This is a genomic window from Acinetobacter sp. UC24323 (assembly GCF_024151445.1).
Classification (GTDB): domain Bacteria; phylum Pseudomonadota; class Gammaproteobacteria; order Pseudomonadales; family Moraxellaceae; genus Acinetobacter; species Acinetobacter baumannii.
This window is the reverse complement of sequence record NZ_JAHIBY010000004.1, coordinates 89,406-105,694: the sequence shown is the minus strand read 5'-3', so window position 1 is coordinate 105,694 and position 16,289 is coordinate 89,406. Positions and strand designations below refer to the sequence as shown.

Here is a 16,289-nt window from a genome sequence, read left to right as displayed (position 1 = left end):
TTTAAGGATTAGGCGGTGCAACCGAATATTTTTTCAAGACAGCCGCCATCTTTCCGCTCGTTCATTATTGCGGTCATTACATGCTTGGTGGTGCTGTTCTTTGATTGGCGCATGCCTTATGTAATTCAGCCAGCAAGGGATGTCTTGTACGCTGCATATAATCCAATTTATGCACTTGCAAGTTATCCGGTACTGTCGAGAGAATGGCTGAATCAACAAACTAAATCTGAAACACAACTGCGCCGTGAAAACACTGCAATGCAGGCTGAGCTATTACAGGCTCAGGTCCGCTTGCAGAAGCTGTCTGAATTATCTGCTGAAAATACCCGCTTACGTGGTTTACTCGATACACCATTAATTATTGATGGTCGTATGGAAATTGCGGAAGTGATTGGGACAGATGCCGATCCGCTTCGTCACATTATCATTATCAACCGTGGTGCAATGGATCATCTTAAAGTTGGTCAAACGGTTCTGGATGATAAAGGGATTATGGGGCAAATTATCAATGTATATCCTCATAGTTCACGTGTGATGCTGCTTTCTGACAAAGAGCATTCTCTATCTGTTCGTTTAGAGCGTACAGGTATGCGTGCAATTGTCTCGGGTACTGGTGATTTAGGCCGTTTAAAAATGGAATATGTGCCAACGAGTGCAAATATTCAGGTCGGCGATAAAGTATTAAGTTCAGGCTTAGGTGAGCATTTTCCAGCAGGTTATGCCGTGGGTACGGTGGCTAAAATCCGTCGCCATAATTCAGGTGAGTTTGCTGAAATTGATGTTACACCAGCAGCACAATTAGCAACTGGTCATCATGTTGTTGTACTTTTCTCTGACTCATTAGCGAAGGAGCAACCATATGCCGATCGCTAAGTTGAAACGTGAGAAGCGTAAAGATCCATTATGGGGAATTATTCTCTCTATAATCGTGGGGTCTGTCCTCATGATCTATCCACTATCTTACGACATCTCGGGCTGGCGACCATTGTTCATGCTTATGATCATGTTGTTTTGGGTTGTTTGCCAGCCAACATGGTGTGGGGTGTGGTTCGCATTTGGAATGGGGATTTTTACAGATCTATTGCTTGATGCACCTTTAGGATTAAATGCACTGAGTTTTGTTATTGTCACGTTTATTACCCGATTTTTAATACGCGAACGCCGTATTTTGACTTTTGGTAATTTATGGACAATTGCTACATTGGTGATTATTGCTCACTTAGCGTTTATGTGGGTGACTCAAACGATGGGGGGCATTCATTTTTCGATTGCTCGACATTGGCAACCATTGATGACAAGTATCTTAACCTGGCCTGTTGTCTATTATTGTTTAGCAAAATGGCGCATTTAGTTTTAGCTTCTAGTTCTCCGCGTCGGAGAGAGTTGTTGCAACAACTGGGCTTAAATTTTGAAATCTATAGCCCTGATATTGATGAATCTGTTCATGAAGGTGAGCTGGTTCACCAATATGTAGAGCGGTTAGCGAGAGAAAAAGCCCAAGCTGTATTAAACATTTTTCCAGATTCAGTGATTATTGCAGCAGATACGAGCCTTGGTCTGGATGGTCAGATTATTGGTAAACCTGACTCAAAGCAGCATGCCTTTGACATCTGGAAACAATTATCTGGTCGTTGGCATGATGTATTTTCCGGAATTTGTATTGCAACACAGCAACAAATCTTAAGTCAGGTGGTGCAGACCCAAGTTGAGTTTGCATCTCTAACTACGCAAGATATGGAAGATTACTGGGCCACAGGAGAACCTGTAGGGAAGGCCGGTGCATATGCAATTCAAGGAATTGCTTCACAATATATTCCCAAAATTCAAGGAAGTTATAGTAATGTGGTAGGGCTTCCTTTGTACGAATTTTCACAGTTATTCAAAAGAGTGAAGACATAAGGGGTTGTTGATAATTCTTGATTGAATTGCATTGTCGATGAACAATGGACAAAGCTACATTAACAGTCCCTCTGACTCTTTAATAAAAATTTTATAATGCTTTGAGTTTATGTATGTCAGAAGAACTACTTATTAATGTCACACCTATGGAGTGTCGGGTGGCATTAATCGAAAATGGAACTGTTAATGAGCTGTATGTTGAACGTACAGTTAAACGTGGACTTGTCGGCAATATCTACAAAGGTAAAGTTGTACGTGTGCTTCCGGGTATGCAAGCAGCCTTTGTTGATATCGGTTTATCCAGAACGGCCTTTTTGCATATTAATGATATGGTTTGGCCACGTTCACAGCCAACTCCAAATGTGTTTGAACTACTTCATCCAGGGCAGATTCTTACCGTTCAGGTGATGAAGGATATGCTCGGTACTAAAGGCGCTCGCCTGAGCACAGATCTTTCAATTCCTTCTCGCTATTTAGTTCTTATGCCATATGGTAACCATATTGGTGTTTCTCAGCGCATTGAGTCTGAAGAAGAGCGTGATCGGCTACGTAATATTATTGAGAGCATTCAGGCGGAGCATAATTTACCCGGTAGCGTAATTGTTCGTACTGCTGCTGAAGGGGTAGATGAAGCCGAAATTGCACAAGATATGTGCTACCTCAGTAAGTTATGGGAATATATTCAGCGTAAGCAAGTTGATGTGGCAGTACCTTCCTTAATTTTTGAGGAACTACCGCTACCGCAACGAATTATCCGTGATCTGGCAAGTGAAGAAACCGCAAAGATTTATGTCGATTCGAGAGAGATTCATGGAAAACTGCGTGAGTTTGTAGATGAGTTTGTTCCGAATATGCAAAGTCGCCTGATTCATTACCCGGGTGAGCGTCCATTATTTGATCTTTACAACGTTGAAGAAGATATCCAAAAAGCACTGCAAACACGCGTTGCTTTAAAGTCTGGCGGTTATTTAATGATTGACCAGACTGAGGCGATGACCACAATAGATGTCAATACAGGCTCTTATGTTGGTGGCCGTAGCCTTGAAGACACTGTCTTTAAGACTAACATGGAAGCGACTCAGGTGATTGCGCGTCAGCTTAGACTACGAAATCTAGGTGGCATTATCATTATTGATTTTATTGACATGCAAGAAGCGATTCATCGTGAAGAAGTGATGCGTCAATTTGAAAAAATGCTTGAACGTGATCATGCCAAGACCAAAATCACACAGGTTTCTGAACTTGGTCTGGTAGAAATGACACGTAAACGTACACGTGAATCATTAGAACACTTGTTATGTGAATCGTGTCCAACGTGTCAGGGGCGTGGTTTTGTCAAAACTGCAGAGACAGTGTGTTACGAAATATTTCGAGAGATATTGCGCTACACCCGTGCATTTGAGTCTACGAGTGGCTTTACTGTCGTTGCTCATCCATCCGTGATTGACCGATTATTAACAGCAGAAGCACCTGCAGTGGCGGATTTAGAGCATTTTATCAACAGAGTTATTAAATTTCAGGTCGAAAATTTATATACGCAAGAGCAATACGATATCATTTTAAGTTAAAGTTGTAACAAGATATCGCTTAATCCTTGTTACAACTGAAATTTTACTTTCATTCATGAATTTTAAATACTACTTACATACAGTAGCCCTAGACGTTCTCCCTATTAAACGTCTTAGCAAACAATAAGAGGTATAACCCATGAATGTAAGTGAAAACTTAATTAGCAACGGTCTTAAACATGTTTTAGAAAGCACGCCAGTCAATAGCTGCTATATGTTGAATGACCAAGGTAAAGAAGTACCAATCACAACTGCAATGATTCGTTCAGTATGTCATCAGTTGCTTAACCAGTGCCGCGCAATTAAAAAATAAGGGGCCATTTTAAAGCCCCTTAATTTTTCCTAACTCGCTGAATGATGTTTCAGCTGTTTCTCTTCAATAATTTCTTCGAACCGTTGAATCTCATCTTCAAGATGCGTTAAAAGGTTTTGCATTTTAGGCAAAGCATTTCGACATGCTGTTAAACCTACTTCAAGCTTATCCAGATAGCTTGTCATTGTAATATTGAGCGCTTGTCCGTCCATGACAATAGAAGCAGGGTAGAGTGCATCTAGTTTCGCACCATTCCAATAAAGCGGCTCACGTGGGCCAGGTACATTGGAAATCACTAAATTGAATGCCTGACGCTTAGGAAGCATCCCAGACATAATGTTAAGTCCAGCTGGACCATAAACAACAGCGCTATAGTTTAAAATCTCATTCGCGGTCATGCGGCTAAAGCGTTGCTTTGAATTTTGCATACTACGACGAATGATCTCGAGCCGCTCTAGAGGCTGATCTTTATGGGTTCCTAAATTTGCCAAAATCATGGTAATACGATTGCTCACGTCAGAGTCATCTGTGCGTAGGGAAGCAGGAACCATGGCAATGAGAGGCTTTTTAGGCAGGCTGTTGTGACTAATCAGATATTCACGTAATGCCCCAGAACACACAGCAAGTACGACGTCATTGATCGTTACACCAAGTGCTTTAGAAATTTTTCTAAGACGGCTTAATTCAAAAGATTGGGCTGCAAACCGACGTGAAGCACTTACACGTTGATTTAAAATTGAAACCGGAGCCTGAAAGGTGGAGACATAATCAGGATTTTTACCCATTTCTTTAAAAATGGTTTGCGATAATTCCTGCATGACTTTAGGGGTCACCTCAAGCTGTGATTTGATACCACCTAAAATACTTTTGATCTTACTTGTGCTTGGTTTTGGTACTTTTAAGCGTTTTGTTCTTTTACTTTCTACACACCAAAGTGGAACCACATGTTTTTCTTCCGGCGTTTTTGACAGCGACTTCTCAATTAAGCGCATGCCTGCAACACCATCAACCATGGCATGATGAATCTTAAAGTACATCGCGAAACGATTGCCTTCGATCCCTTCAATAATGTCACACGTCCAAAGTGGTTTTGCACGATCAATTAAAGAGCTGTGCTGCTGGGAAATATAAACCAGTAATTCACGAATTCGGCCAGGATGAGGCAAGGCAATATGGCGAAAATGGTGGTCGATATCGAACTCTTCATCTTCATCCCAAAATAGACCATTTAAACGGTTATTGAAGGGTGGAACAGGAATACTTTTAGATTGGCGTATTTCTTCTACTAAATCGTGAACGAAAGTTTCAGGGGCATTTTCAGGTATTTCAAATAAAAACAATCCGCCAACATGCATCGGTTGTTGTCTTTTTTCTAGTGATAGAAAAATAAAATCAATAGGGTGTAATGGACGCATAACTCGTTGTGCCTCATGCTTTTTTCTAAGAAGCCCTTAACTGAGCTCTTATTAGAATTATAGAACCGTAAATTTAGTATATAGCGTTTATTACAGATTAAATATGACTTTGTGTACGAGATATAACTGTAAAAAAAACCACTGATTCATCAGTGGTTTTTTTATACCGAACTATTTTTTCAAGTTACCTGCATGTAAGCCACATTCTTTTTGTGTTGCTTCTTCCCACCACCAACGACCTTCACGTTCATGTTGATTTGGAAGTACTGGACGTGTACATGGCTCACATCCAATCGAAACAAAACCACGCTCGTGTAGAGGGTTATATGGAATTTCCATCATGCGGATATAACTCCACACATCGGCGCTAGACCAGTTGGCAAGCGGATTATATTTAATGAGTTGCTTACCCGGACCAGAGAAGCCTGCATCAGCTTGTACCACTGGAATTTCAGTACGTGTACCAGGGCTCTGATCTTTACGCTGACCTGTAATCCAGCCATCTAAGGTCGCTAGTTTCTTACGTAAAGGTTGAACTTTTCGAATGCCACAGCATTCTTGATGTCCATCTTTAAAGAAACTAAATAAGCCTTTTTCATTCACCATGCTTTGCACAGCTTCCGCATCAGGGAAACAAATCTCGATATTAATATTGTAGTGCTTACGAACAGTTTCAATAAATTGATAAGTTTCAGGGTGTAGACGGCCTGTATCAAGACTAAAAACACGGAAAGGTTTACCTAAACGTGAAGCCATATCAATTAAGACTACATCTTCTGCTCCAGAGAACGAAATTGCGATCTCACCTTGTTGGCTTAATGCAAGTTCTAGAATCTCGCGCGGACTTTTAGCTGCATATTCAGCCGCGAGAGCATCAACGATATCAATAGTCGGAATAACGGTCATGGGTGTTCCTGGCAAAAGGCTTGGGCGCATTGAGTTATGAAAAATATTCTAAAGGATAGTGAATAAATTGCTTAGCACTTTAATTTCGATCCTTATGAATAAAATTGATTTGATCAATAACAACGCAAAACTGAAAATCTTAGTGGTATGATACAGCAATTTTTAACCAACGTTGGAAGCATTCATGGAAATCGTATGCCTAGATCTTGAAGGAGTTTTAGTTCCTGAAATTTGGATCAATTTCGCAAAAAAAACAGGGATTAAAGAACTAGAAGCAACAACTCGTGATATTCCGGATTATGATGTTTTAATGACTCAGCGTCTGAATATTCTAAAACAACACGGTTTAGGCTTAAAAGACATCCAAGAAGTTATTGCCGAGATGGGGCCACTACCAGGTGCAAAAGAGTTTGTTGAATGGGTGAGCAATCATTTTCAACTGGTCATTTTGTCGGATACTTTTTATGAGTTTGCTCATCCTTTAATGAAGCAATTAGGCTGGCCAACAATTTTCTGTCATAAATTAGAGACAGATGAAAATGGTATGATTACAGCTTATAAACTTCGCCAACCTGACCAAAAACGTGAGTCGGTTAAAGCACTACATGGTTTGAATTTCCGTGTGATTGCAGCAGGTGATTCATATAACGATACAACGATGCTTGGTGAAGCCGACCATGGTTTCTTGTTTGATGCGCCTGCAAATGTTATTGCAGAGTTTCCGCAGTTTCCTGCAATCAATGGTTATGATGCATTAAAAGAAGCAATCCGTTCAGTTTCACAGCGCAATATTCCTGCTTAAGAAAGAACAAATGGACAATAAAAAAGGCGCTTATAGCGCCTTTTTTATTTAGATTAGTTTTTGAAACTTAGAATTTATAACCAAGTTTTAAACCGTAAGCGATAGCGTTGTTATCAGAGAAATCTGCAACATATTCATCGCTACCTGCTTGCGCGCCTGTTTGAGCTTTGGCATCACCCAACCAGAAGTATTTTACGCCACCAGCGATGAAAGTTTGTGGAGTAGGGCTATATTGAACACCTAAACCTACGTTCCAGTAACCTTCTGTTGGTCCTAATGTTGTTACAGGATTACCTGCACCAGAGTCCCAACCTACAGAAACATTACCAGCCCATTTATCATTAAGCTTACGGCCTACACCAGCGTTCACAGACCATTGGTCATCAGAATATTCAACTAGGTTGAAGCCATTTGGACGCCCAACAAGACCACCTACAGCTTCTGAAACTTTGCCAAATTTATATGGTTGAATTGAGAAATCTTTCCAATTCACCCAGCGTACATTGGCAAACGCAACTGTATCCGCCATGATACCTGTCTGAAAATCAAGGTTAACAGACTGTGGTGTTGTGATTGTAGTTTTACCAGATGAATTAATTGCTTGAAGTTTAGATGCTGGAACGTCTAAACCAGCCAATACTGAAGTAAGACCAGGGAAATTTAATATAGATAAATTTTCATCAATATTTACTTTGTGATCAATTTCAGAACGATAAGTTACAGATGCTCTAAGTGCGATTTCAGGAATCTGATAAGCAGCACCTGCTAACCAACCAGCACCTGTAGTTTCTTTAATACTTGCATCATAACCATTATAAAGACTATAAGCTTGACCTCGTAAACTTACATTACCTTTAACTGTTTGTAATACAGGACCTGCGTAGAAATTGAAGTTTTTAGTTGGTTGATAACCAAATACAAAAGATAAGTTTTGTGTATCAACTTTAACTTTAGTTCCACCAGTACCTAAATAATTATTTGCTGCGTTAATAGCAGCTTGGGTTTTTTGTAGTGCTGTCAGTCCTGCACCTACAGTTGTATTTCCTCCGGCAGCAACTTGTTGTAATGCACCTAAAATCTCTGTTTGAGTTGGTTTTGTAGGGTCACCGCCAGTAACCTTCGTCACCTCTATAAGAGCTGGTGTAAATGCTGATCCAGATGCTTGAACTAACTTCTGAATTGAGCTGGTTGCTAAGTCACCTAATGCCTTTTGACTTAAAATAGTATCACTGCCTGGATTCGAAACGAATACGTTATTACCTGAATATTCTGCATCTGCTCCAAATGGTTGATCGTAGAGTAGACCGAAAGAAAATTGGTCATTAATTTGTAATTTTAATGCAGCACTTGGGAAGTAGTAGTCATTCGCCATATCGCCAATATCACGACGTGTGGCACTAGATCCAGCTTCTTTACCAGCTACATCAGGATCTAGAACAGAAATACCTGCTTCAAAGTAATTACCAGGTTGGAAGAACGCAGACATTGACTGTCCAGAGCGATCTAAAGCTGCTGCAAAAACCCCAGTTGCAGGCAGCGTTGCTAAAATCATTGCAGTGCTCAGATGTTTTAATTTCATTTTTAATCTTTCCTTGAACTTCAAGACATTTTTTTAAAAGTAACAGAGTTAAACCGTTTAAACTGTGTTGCCTTCAGTGCTTTGAATTACAAGTTTCAAAGCATTGATAACTCCATGTAACAAAAATAGCATAATTACACTAAGAGTAAATCTGTTCTATGAACTGCAGAGTACTCACTTTTTATACAAAAAATGGCAATAATGAATGAAATATGAAGGAATATTTTTGTTGTTTAATTAATTTAAATAATTGATATTTATATTTTTTATCTATTATTAAAGTTGCTTGTTTTTATGACATTTTTGTCATAAATCCAAGAAAAATGGTCAAAGATTTTTTTGTAAAAATATGAATTGATTGATTATGAAATGAGTATTAGTCATCATTTTTAATGGATAAGTCTAGTTTCTCTACACATGTATATTATTGATTCAGTTTTATATTGTTATTTATTAGATAAAAATTGAGAGTATTTTCTTTACTATTTGGTCAAATTTTTTGAGGAATTAATTGCTGGATTTAAGCTTGCTTTATTTAAGGGATAACCGAAATAGAAAAGAATTCGGTTATCGCGCCTTTTAGATTTAAAACATAGTATTAGAGGGGATATAACTTTTCATCAAATTCTTCAAGTTTAGGAAATTTTAAGGGTTCAAGTTGGTCAAGGTGAGCGAGATAAGTGACATAGTCCTCAAGAATAGTTTCACGTGCTTCTTGGCTAATGTAAGGTACATGGTAGGCAATGAATGGGGGAAGAACTTCAAAGCCAGTATAAGCCAAAGTACCGCGTTGAATCGGTGATAGATAATGTTCAATTGGTCCGTGAATAGAATTTTCCCCAAACATATGTGTTCTACCACCGAGTGTTAAACAGAGCATTGCTTTTTTACCTGCCATGCCACCATGGTTGTAAAACCGCTTACCCCCATAAAAAAGTCCAGAGACAAATACACGATCAATCCAGCCTTTTAAAATTGCTGGAACAGAAGTCCAATAAAGCGGAAAGTTCAAGATTACTAGATCGGCACGTTTTACTTTGTCAATTTCTACTTGAATATCAGGAGCCAAAAGTTGTTGTTTTGTGGCATTTCGCTGTTCTAATGCATAGTTAAAATAATCAGGTTGATTGAGTTCTAAAAAATCTTCCTTAGAGGCAACAGGATTAAACTGCATTGCATATAAATCGGAAATTTCTACTTGATGGCCCAATTTTTTTAAGGTTTGCTGTGCTGTCGTTTTTAGGGAAGTTGTAAAAGACAGAGGTTCTGGATGAGCATGAACAATCAGGATATTCATAGTGTCTTTACTCTTAAAGAAAAGATTAGTTTTTAGTGGAATGTCGGAGAGTTAAGTCAGTTTGTCTTAAGTGACTATGCCTGAATTTAAAAGCATGGCATAGTTCAAGAACTGACAGTTTTTACCATTTAACGCCACAATTACGCTTTCTAATGGGCCGCTCATGACTCCAGAATTACCCGGAACTTATATTAATTTATTAGCTGACATCGTTAAGCGCAGAGGTATCTCTTGTGAGCAGTTTTTAGAGGGTAGTGGAGTAACACCGGAACAATTAAAAAAACCGTATTGGTATGTTGAGTTTAATACCTTAAATAACTTACTTGAGCATGCGATTCAACTCACTCATGAGCCAGCATTAGCGGGTTATCTGGCGTTGGAAATGAAAGCTTCTTGTTATGGTTCTGTCGGTATGGCAGCCATGGTGTCTGCAAATCTTGGAGAGGCTTTAAAAATACTTGAACAATTTATTGGTTCGCGTTGTGATGCCTTTAAACCCGAGTTAAAGCAAGAGCAAGACGATGTTTACTGGTCTATTCATCAACCATTAAAAAGTTTTCAATTAAGTTCAGATGCGACTATTTTTTTGTTGTTAGGTTTTATTCACATCGCAAAACATCTAACAGGGTTATCTGCTTTAGGTACAGTGCAATTGAATATGCCCGAACCACTAGGTTTTTCAAAAATAAAAGATAAATTAGGGGTAAGTTGTTTATTTGAGCAAAAACATAATATTTGGATTTTTCCAAAAGAATATTTAATGCAGCCTATACTCACGGCTGACCCTATGCTGGCACCTTTGCTGAAAGCCCAGTGTAAAAAAGATATTGATAAATTGAAGTTACGAAGTGGATGGAAAGCAGAAATTAGCCAAGTAATAAAAAAATTATTGATCAATAGTCAGGGGGAAATATTAAAAGTTAAGCAAGTTGCCCAAATGATGAATATGTCAGAACGTAGCCTACAGCGGTATTTGGCAATAGAGAATACAAGTTTCTCAGCATTAGTTGATTTAACTCGAAAGCAATATGCACAAGATCTTTTGCAAAATAGTTCAATGTCAATTGAAGCTGTGGCTTTAAGATTAGGCTATGCCGATACCCCCCATTTCACCCGCGCTTTTAAACGCTGGATGGGTGTAACACCGAAGTATTATCAAACTCAATTAAAACTAAAAAATTTAGAGATACGTGAATAATCAAGAAGACCACAAATTTGAAAGTGGTCTTCTAACCCTATCTTAATTTGTTAAATCTTGTTTTGATGAAAGTGTATGAATTACTTCAAAATAGCTCGGTGGAGTGGGCACATGCCCACGTTCTTTTAATATTTTATGCATACGCGGTAATTTAAAATATGGAACAGACGCCATTAAATGATGTTCCATATGGTAATTGACATGAATGGGGGCCACAAAGCTTCTCGCAATCCAACCTGCACGTGTGGTACGAGTGTTAGTTAAAGCAGTATTGCTGGTTTGCATACCTGCATGTTCTGCCATTGAACGAATTCTTAAAAATAATGGAAATGGAGTCAAATAAGCCAAAGGCCATAACCAATAAAAACGTTGTTGACCACATGCTTTTAAAACACCATAAAGTAATAGGTTGGTTGCAATAGCGCCTGTACTGTTTTTTGCAATACTCTTTGCATAGTCAACGAAATTTTTATCACTACGGTCTAACCAGATTTGATCATTGGCTACAGTCCATTTCATGACATCAAGGTCCATCAACACACGGCCTAAGCTAAACTTTAATCCTGTTATACCGGTTAAGTCGCGTAAGAATTTACGAGTAAGAGATTTTTTACTGACAGGAAAGCCTGCAACTAAAGAAAGATCTGGGTCATCCGGTGTAGATGTTTTGGCGTGATGACGAACATGGTGTACACGATATTTTTGTAGGTCGTTCCAGATTGGGCGAGCACATAACCAATCTCCAACGAAATCATTTATTTTCTTATTTTTGAATAAACTTTTATGGGATGCATCGTGCATTAAAATTGCGAGGCATAACTGACGGCCAGCTAAAACAGCTAGAGCAAGCATACATGCTAATAATTTCCCCCAACTCGGTAAGTAATCCCACATCATAATTAAGCTGGCAAATGTTCCTCCAATAACAGCCCATGTGCTAGCAACGGCCCAAGCGCCATATGCATCTGAAGGTTCTGTAAGCTCTTGTATTTCTTCTCTGCTAAATAGATCGGTAACACTCACCTGTGCATTCATTTTTATTCTCCCAAATTAGAGTTTGGTATCCATATTTTATATTACAAATATAGTCATAAAAACTTAAAAAGTGAAATATTTGTTTGTAAAAAAATAAATCAGATGTCTATAAATTTAATTCCTGTTCATATATTTTTTTCCAAAGTTTCTGGCCAATTGCATCTAGTTGCTGTACATCTTGAGCAAATTGATTACGAGCAGATTCATTTACAAATGGTGCGGGTAATAATGGGTCATTCATGAGTAAGGCAATTGTTTCCCTTCCTAAAAGAAGTGCCTTGACTGCTGCATCGTTTAAAGGGGAGTGAGCATAATTTTCAAGCCAGTGCGTAATATCTCGGCTATACATTTCATAATTTTTTTCGAGTTGTTTGGTATCCCATAAAGAAAAAATTTGCTTAAGCGTTGTTGAGTCGACATATTGAATAATACAAATTTTTGCTTCTTTCTCTAACCCTGCTAAAACAAGCTCATCACAGGTTTTTTCAAAGCTATAAGCTAAATTGTCTGGGCGGATGTAAATACCAGTTTCCAGCTCTTTAAAACCAAATTGACGAAGTGCACGTTCCCGTTTTTTTAGTGCTGTTCGGTCTATACGGCCTAAGGTTCCTGTAAACACGGCGAGATAATGCTGCTGCCATTCTTTAGTTTGTTTAATTCCATTTTTACGATTGAGAATAACTTTCGCCCAATCTTTTGCAGACGGAGAAAGTTGATAGATTCCGCGTTCTACGCTCTGGATCATACCTTCATTTAACAAGCGTGTTGTCGCAACTCGAATACCATTTTCACTTAAGTTAAAAAGTTTAGCTGCAACCAAAATTTGCTTGATACTGAGCTGAGGATAAGCGGAAGAAAGAAAGAGGTCGATAATAAGATGACGTGCGTTAATTTTGGTATTTTTCATTCAGTCTGAATTTTTGATATGAGTTGTATTTAATTGGAATAATAACATGTTTTTTTAAGGACTTTTTAAGATGATTTTCTAAACTCATCTATTGTAAAAAACTTATCTATAACAAAAGAAAATTTGGCCATTTTTAACCAAGTTTTATCTTTTTACGATAGTTAACCTAAGTTTGTCATTATGATGTGATACATTATCGCACTTTAAATAAACTGCCTTTCACTAGAGGCAATAACCACAAATGCTAGAAATGATCTGATATTGAACACATGTTGAGCTAAATAAAAGGCTAACTGTGGCAATAAAATAAATTTTAGATCGTTCTAGTGATTAACTAACTTTCTTTGAGCAAGTTATGGAAAATTTTGAAGTTATAAAAGCACTGTTTCTAGGCTTTGTTGAAGGCTTAACTGAATTTTTACCTATTTCGAGTACTGGTCATTTAATTTTATTTGGTCATATTATCGATTTCCATTCAGATGGTGGTCGTGTCTTTGAAGTAGTGATCCAGTTAGGTGCTATTCTGGCAGTGTGTTGGTTATATCGTCAGAAAATCATTAACTTAATCAAAGGTTTTTTTAGTGGTGATGTCGAGTCACGCCATTTTGCCATTAGTGTCTTAATTGCTTTTTTCCCGGCAGTGATTATTGGCGTTTTAGCTGTAGATTTTATTAAAAGTGTTTTATTTAGCCCAATTGTAGTTGCGATTGCTCTGATTGTCGGCGCGCTTATTATTTTCTGGGTTGAATCTAAACAATTTGAACATAAAACGGATGATGCGACCAAGATCACGTTTAAACAGGCGCTTTTAGTTGGTCTGGCTCAATGTGTTGCGATGATTCCTGGGACTTCTCGTTCAGGTGCGACAATTGTAGGCGGGATGTTTGCAGGCTTGTCTCGTAAAGCTGCAACAGAGTTTTCTTTTTTCCTTGCAATGCCGACCATGCTAGGTGCAGCAACTTTTGACCTAATTAAAAATGCTGATGTGTTGACTTCAGACAATATGGTTAATATTGGAGTGGGTTTTGTTGCGGCATTTATTGCTGCTTTATTGGTTGTAAAAGCACTCGTACTCTTCGTTGAGCGTCATACATTACGTGTATTTGCGTGGTATCGAATTGTATTAGGTGTGATTATCCTAATTGCTGCTATGTTCTTTAACTTATCTGCTTAATAGTCAGATTAAGAATAAAAAACCTAGAGAAATCTAGGTTTTTTTATGCCTAAAAATAGCTTTAACTTGCTTATTTATACAAAGTACTACCAAGAAATACTTTTTCCTTTTAGTTTGATTGATATAGTAAATCTTAAATAGCCCGTAAAAAATAAAGCAATGCAACAGAATGACTTGACGAAAAGTTTGGTAGAGGCTTTTTTGTATTTGGCTCCTCAAGAAGGGCTATATCCCACTCATATTTCAAATATCACCCTGATGAGGGTAGATCATTCCACACAGCCGGTTGCTGTATTGCAAGAGCCTTCCATCGTTCTAGTCATTCAGGGTGTAAAACGGGCTTATATCGGAAAAGATATTTTTAAGTTTCAACAAGGACAGTGTTTATTTATCTCAATTGCTATCCCTTTTGATTGCGATACGTTGGTTGAGCGTGAACCAATGCTTGCAATTGCGATTAAATTTGAACCTCAAATGATGGCTGAGCTGGCGACTAAAATGGATAAAGAGCAGCGACCACTTATAGAAGATTTTGATAACAAAGAGATAAAACTGAGCTGTGGTTTAAATATTATTGAAATGAACTCGGTTATATCTGATGTTGCTTTACGCTTGTTGAACTTACTTCGTTCCAAGCAAGATACTGCAATCTTAGGAGAGCAGGTGAAACGCGAACTTATTTATCGGGTTTTACAAGCTGGCGGTGGTGATTTTATCCAGAACCTTTCGGCTATTATGAGCCGAAGTGGAGTGATTTATACGATTTGTGAAATTATTCAAAGAGATTATTATCGTAACTTAACGGTTCAGGAGTTGGCTAAACAGGCAGGAATGAGCGTTTCGCTTTTTCATCAAGCTTTTAAGAAAGTTACCAACTATTCTCCATTACAGTACATCAAAATTACTCGATTACATAAGGCTCGTGATCTAATCCTAAATAACCAAATGGGCGTTGCAGAAGCTGCCTATGAGGTAGGATATGTGAGTGCCTCACAGTTTAGTCGAGAGTTTAAGCGGCTGTTTGGAGTTCCACCTAAATTATCAACAAACTAAAGTAAATCAACACGTCTTAAATATAAACCAAACATGGAGCATATCAATGAATCTTCCGACAACCATGAAAATTGTTGAAATTACGGTTCCTGGCGGACCTGAGGTTTTAAAACTTCAAGATTCAAATGTTCCGGTACCTCAAGCTGATGAAGTTTTAATTGAGGTTAAAGCTGCTGGAATTAACCGCCCTGACGTCTTACAGCGTATGGGGTTATATCCAATGCCTAAAGGGGTTACTCAAATCCCTGGACTTGAAGTCGCTGGAGTAGTGGTTGCTGTGGGTGAGCAAGTGCAACAGTTTAAAGTCGGGGACAAGGTTTGTGCTTTAACCAATGGTGGCGGGTATGCAGAATACTGTGCGGTAACTGCAACTCAAGTATTGCCAATACCTGAGAATTTATCATTTACTCAAGCTGCTGCGATTCCAGAAACATTCTTTACGGTTTGGGCAAATCTTTTTGATATTGGCCGTTTAAAGAAAGATGAAACTGCCCTGATTCATGGCGGTGCAAGTGGGATCGGAACCACTGCTTTAGCGATTTGCCATGCTTTAGGTATTAAAACTTTTGCTACTGTTGGTAGTGAAGATAAAGTTGAAGCACTCTCTGATTTAACCACAGCAATTAATTATAAAACCCAAGATTTTGAGCAGGAAATTTTGAACCATACTCAAGAACAAGGTGTTGATGTTATTTTGGACATTGTGGGTGGCTCTTATTTTCAGAAAAACTTAAATCTATTAAAACGTGATGGCCGACTTGTCATTATTGGCTTTATGGGAGGTCGAATTGCAAAAGAATTTGATTTACAAAAACTGATTTTAAAACGCGCAACGATTACAGGCTCAACGATGCGAGCGCGTAATAGCCAAGAAAAAGCACAGATCGCTCAGTCATTACATGAACATGTATGGCCGTTATTGGAGCAAGGCAAGTGTTTACCACAAATCTATAAAACCTATGCTTTTTCAGATGTACAAAGTGCTCATGCATGTATGGAGCAGGGCGACCATATTGGAAAGATCGTTTTAGAGATGAATGCTTAATCTTATCTGTGACAGTTTAGGTGAATGACATGTTTGCCTAAACTGAAATTTTATAATTATTAATTGTGCCTATTTCTATATAAAAATTGCCAAATTCT

The 16,289-nt window shown here is 38.3% G+C and carries 16 protein-coding genes; 10 read left to right on the top strand and 6 right to left on the bottom strand.

The features are described 5' to 3' along the window. Nucleotides 1-15 precede the first annotated feature (15 nt). The 5 genes from mreC to KNQ97_RS07290 all read left to right on the top strand — a co-directional run bounded on the left by mreC (nt 16) and on the right by KNQ97_RS07290 (nt 3,780). Nucleotides 16-873, top strand: coding sequence for a rod shape-determining protein MreC (mreC, locus tag KNQ97_RS07310; RefSeq protein ID WP_001182997.1), 858 nt, complete (start codon nt 16-18; stop codon nt 871-873). Beyond that, entirely contained in the window at nt 860-1,351 is a 492-nt protein-coding gene (mreD, locus tag KNQ97_RS07305; protein ID WP_001121008.1) for a rod shape-determining protein MreD, read from the top strand. The genes mreC and mreD overlap by 14 nt, the downstream gene beginning before the upstream one ends. Further along, entirely contained in the window at nt 1,339-1,899 is a 561-nt protein-coding gene (locus KNQ97_RS07300; protein ID WP_000940845.1) for a Maf-like protein, read from the top strand. Before mreD ends, KNQ97_RS07300 begins: the two co-directional genes overlap by 13 nt. 113 nt (nt 1,900-2,012) lie before the next feature. Continuing rightward, nucleotides 2,013-3,467: a ribonuclease G gene (gene rng, locus KNQ97_RS07295; protein ID WP_001288187.1), complete on the top strand. Its 1,455-nt coding sequence runs from the start codon at nt 2,013-2,015 to the stop codon at nt 3,465-3,467. 139 nt (nt 3,468-3,606) lie between these two features. Further along, nucleotides 3,607-3,780, top strand: a complete 174-nt coding sequence (locus KNQ97_RS07290) for a PA1571 family protein (RefSeq protein ID WP_001103036.1) — start codon at nt 3,607-3,609, stop codon at nt 3,778-3,780. A 29-nt stretch (nt 3,781-3,809) separates the two neighbouring features. Here the strand turns inward: KNQ97_RS07290 and KNQ97_RS07285 are convergent, their stop codons facing one another. Next, nucleotides 3,810-5,195: a wax ester/triacylglycerol synthase family O-acyltransferase gene (locus KNQ97_RS07285; RefSeq protein WP_001247579.1), complete on the bottom strand. Its 1,386-nt coding sequence runs from the start codon at nt 5,193-5,195 to the stop codon at nt 3,810-3,812. A gap of 171 nt (nt 5,196-5,366) precedes the next feature. Beyond that, nucleotides 5,367-6,101, bottom strand: a complete 735-nt coding sequence (locus KNQ97_RS07280; protein ID WP_000216076.1) for a phosphoadenylyl-sulfate reductase — start codon at nt 6,099-6,101, stop codon at nt 5,367-5,369. A 184-nt stretch (nt 6,102-6,285) separates the two neighbouring features. Here KNQ97_RS07280 and thrH point away from each other — a divergent pair, with 184 nt between their 5' ends. After that, nucleotides 6,286-6,903: a bifunctional phosphoserine phosphatase/homoserine phosphotransferase ThrH gene (gene thrH / locus KNQ97_RS07275; RefSeq protein WP_000406996.1), complete on the top strand. Its 618-nt coding sequence runs from the start codon at nt 6,286-6,288 to the stop codon at nt 6,901-6,903. A 67-nt stretch (nt 6,904-6,970) separates the two neighbouring features. Here thrH and KNQ97_RS07270 read toward each other — a convergent pair whose 3' ends face one another. Both KNQ97_RS07270 and KNQ97_RS07265 read right to left on the bottom strand, forming a co-directional pair. After that, nucleotides 6,971-8,482, bottom strand: coding sequence for an OmpP1/FadL family transporter (locus KNQ97_RS07270; protein ID WP_009519746.1), 1,512 nt, complete (start codon nt 8,480-8,482; stop codon nt 6,971-6,973). Nucleotides 8,483-9,080: 598 nt separating this feature from the next. Continuing rightward, a complete protein-coding gene (locus tag KNQ97_RS07265; protein ID WP_103236570.1) occupies nt 9,081-9,779 on the bottom strand; it encodes an NAD(P)H-dependent oxidoreductase in 699 nt (232 codons plus the stop codon). A gap of 163 nt (nt 9,780-9,942) precedes the next feature. On the opposite strand from KNQ97_RS07265, the gene KNQ97_RS07260 reads away from it, so the two are divergent. Continuing rightward, nucleotides 9,943-10,977: an AraC family transcriptional regulator gene (locus tag KNQ97_RS07260; protein WP_103236571.1), complete on the top strand. Its 1,035-nt coding sequence runs from the start codon at nt 9,943-9,945 to the stop codon at nt 10,975-10,977. Nucleotides 10,978-11,019: 42 nt separating this feature from the next. Here KNQ97_RS07260 and KNQ97_RS07255 read toward each other — a convergent pair whose 3' ends face one another. Then, complete coding sequence (locus tag KNQ97_RS07255) at nt 11,020-12,012, bottom strand: fatty acid desaturase family protein (protein WP_032046921.1); 993 nt, start codon at nt 12,010-12,012, stop codon at nt 11,020-11,022. A gap of 106 nt (nt 12,013-12,118) precedes the next feature. Next, entirely contained in the window at nt 12,119-12,919 is an 801-nt protein-coding gene (locus KNQ97_RS07250) for a PaaX family transcriptional regulator C-terminal domain-containing protein (RefSeq protein WP_031961232.1), read from the bottom strand. Between the two features lie 355 nt (nt 12,920-13,274). On the opposite strand from KNQ97_RS07250, the gene KNQ97_RS07245 reads away from it, so the two are divergent. From KNQ97_RS07245 to KNQ97_RS07235, 3 genes are all read left to right on the top strand, one after another. Further along, on the top strand, nt 13,275-14,093 hold the full coding sequence (locus tag KNQ97_RS07245; protein WP_000426931.1) for an undecaprenyl-diphosphate phosphatase: 819 nt from the start codon (nt 13,275-13,277) through the stop codon (nt 14,091-14,093). A gap of 159 nt (nt 14,094-14,252) precedes the next feature. Beyond that, complete coding sequence (locus KNQ97_RS07240; protein WP_001186876.1) at nt 14,253-15,146, top strand: AraC family transcriptional regulator; 894 nt, start codon at nt 14,253-14,255, stop codon at nt 15,144-15,146. A gap of 46 nt (nt 15,147-15,192) precedes the next feature. Continuing rightward, nucleotides 15,193-16,191: an NAD(P)H-quinone oxidoreductase gene (locus KNQ97_RS07235; protein ID WP_001053074.1), complete on the top strand. Its 999-nt coding sequence runs from the start codon at nt 15,193-15,195 to the stop codon at nt 16,189-16,191. Nucleotides 16,192-16,289: the final 98 nt, after the last annotated feature.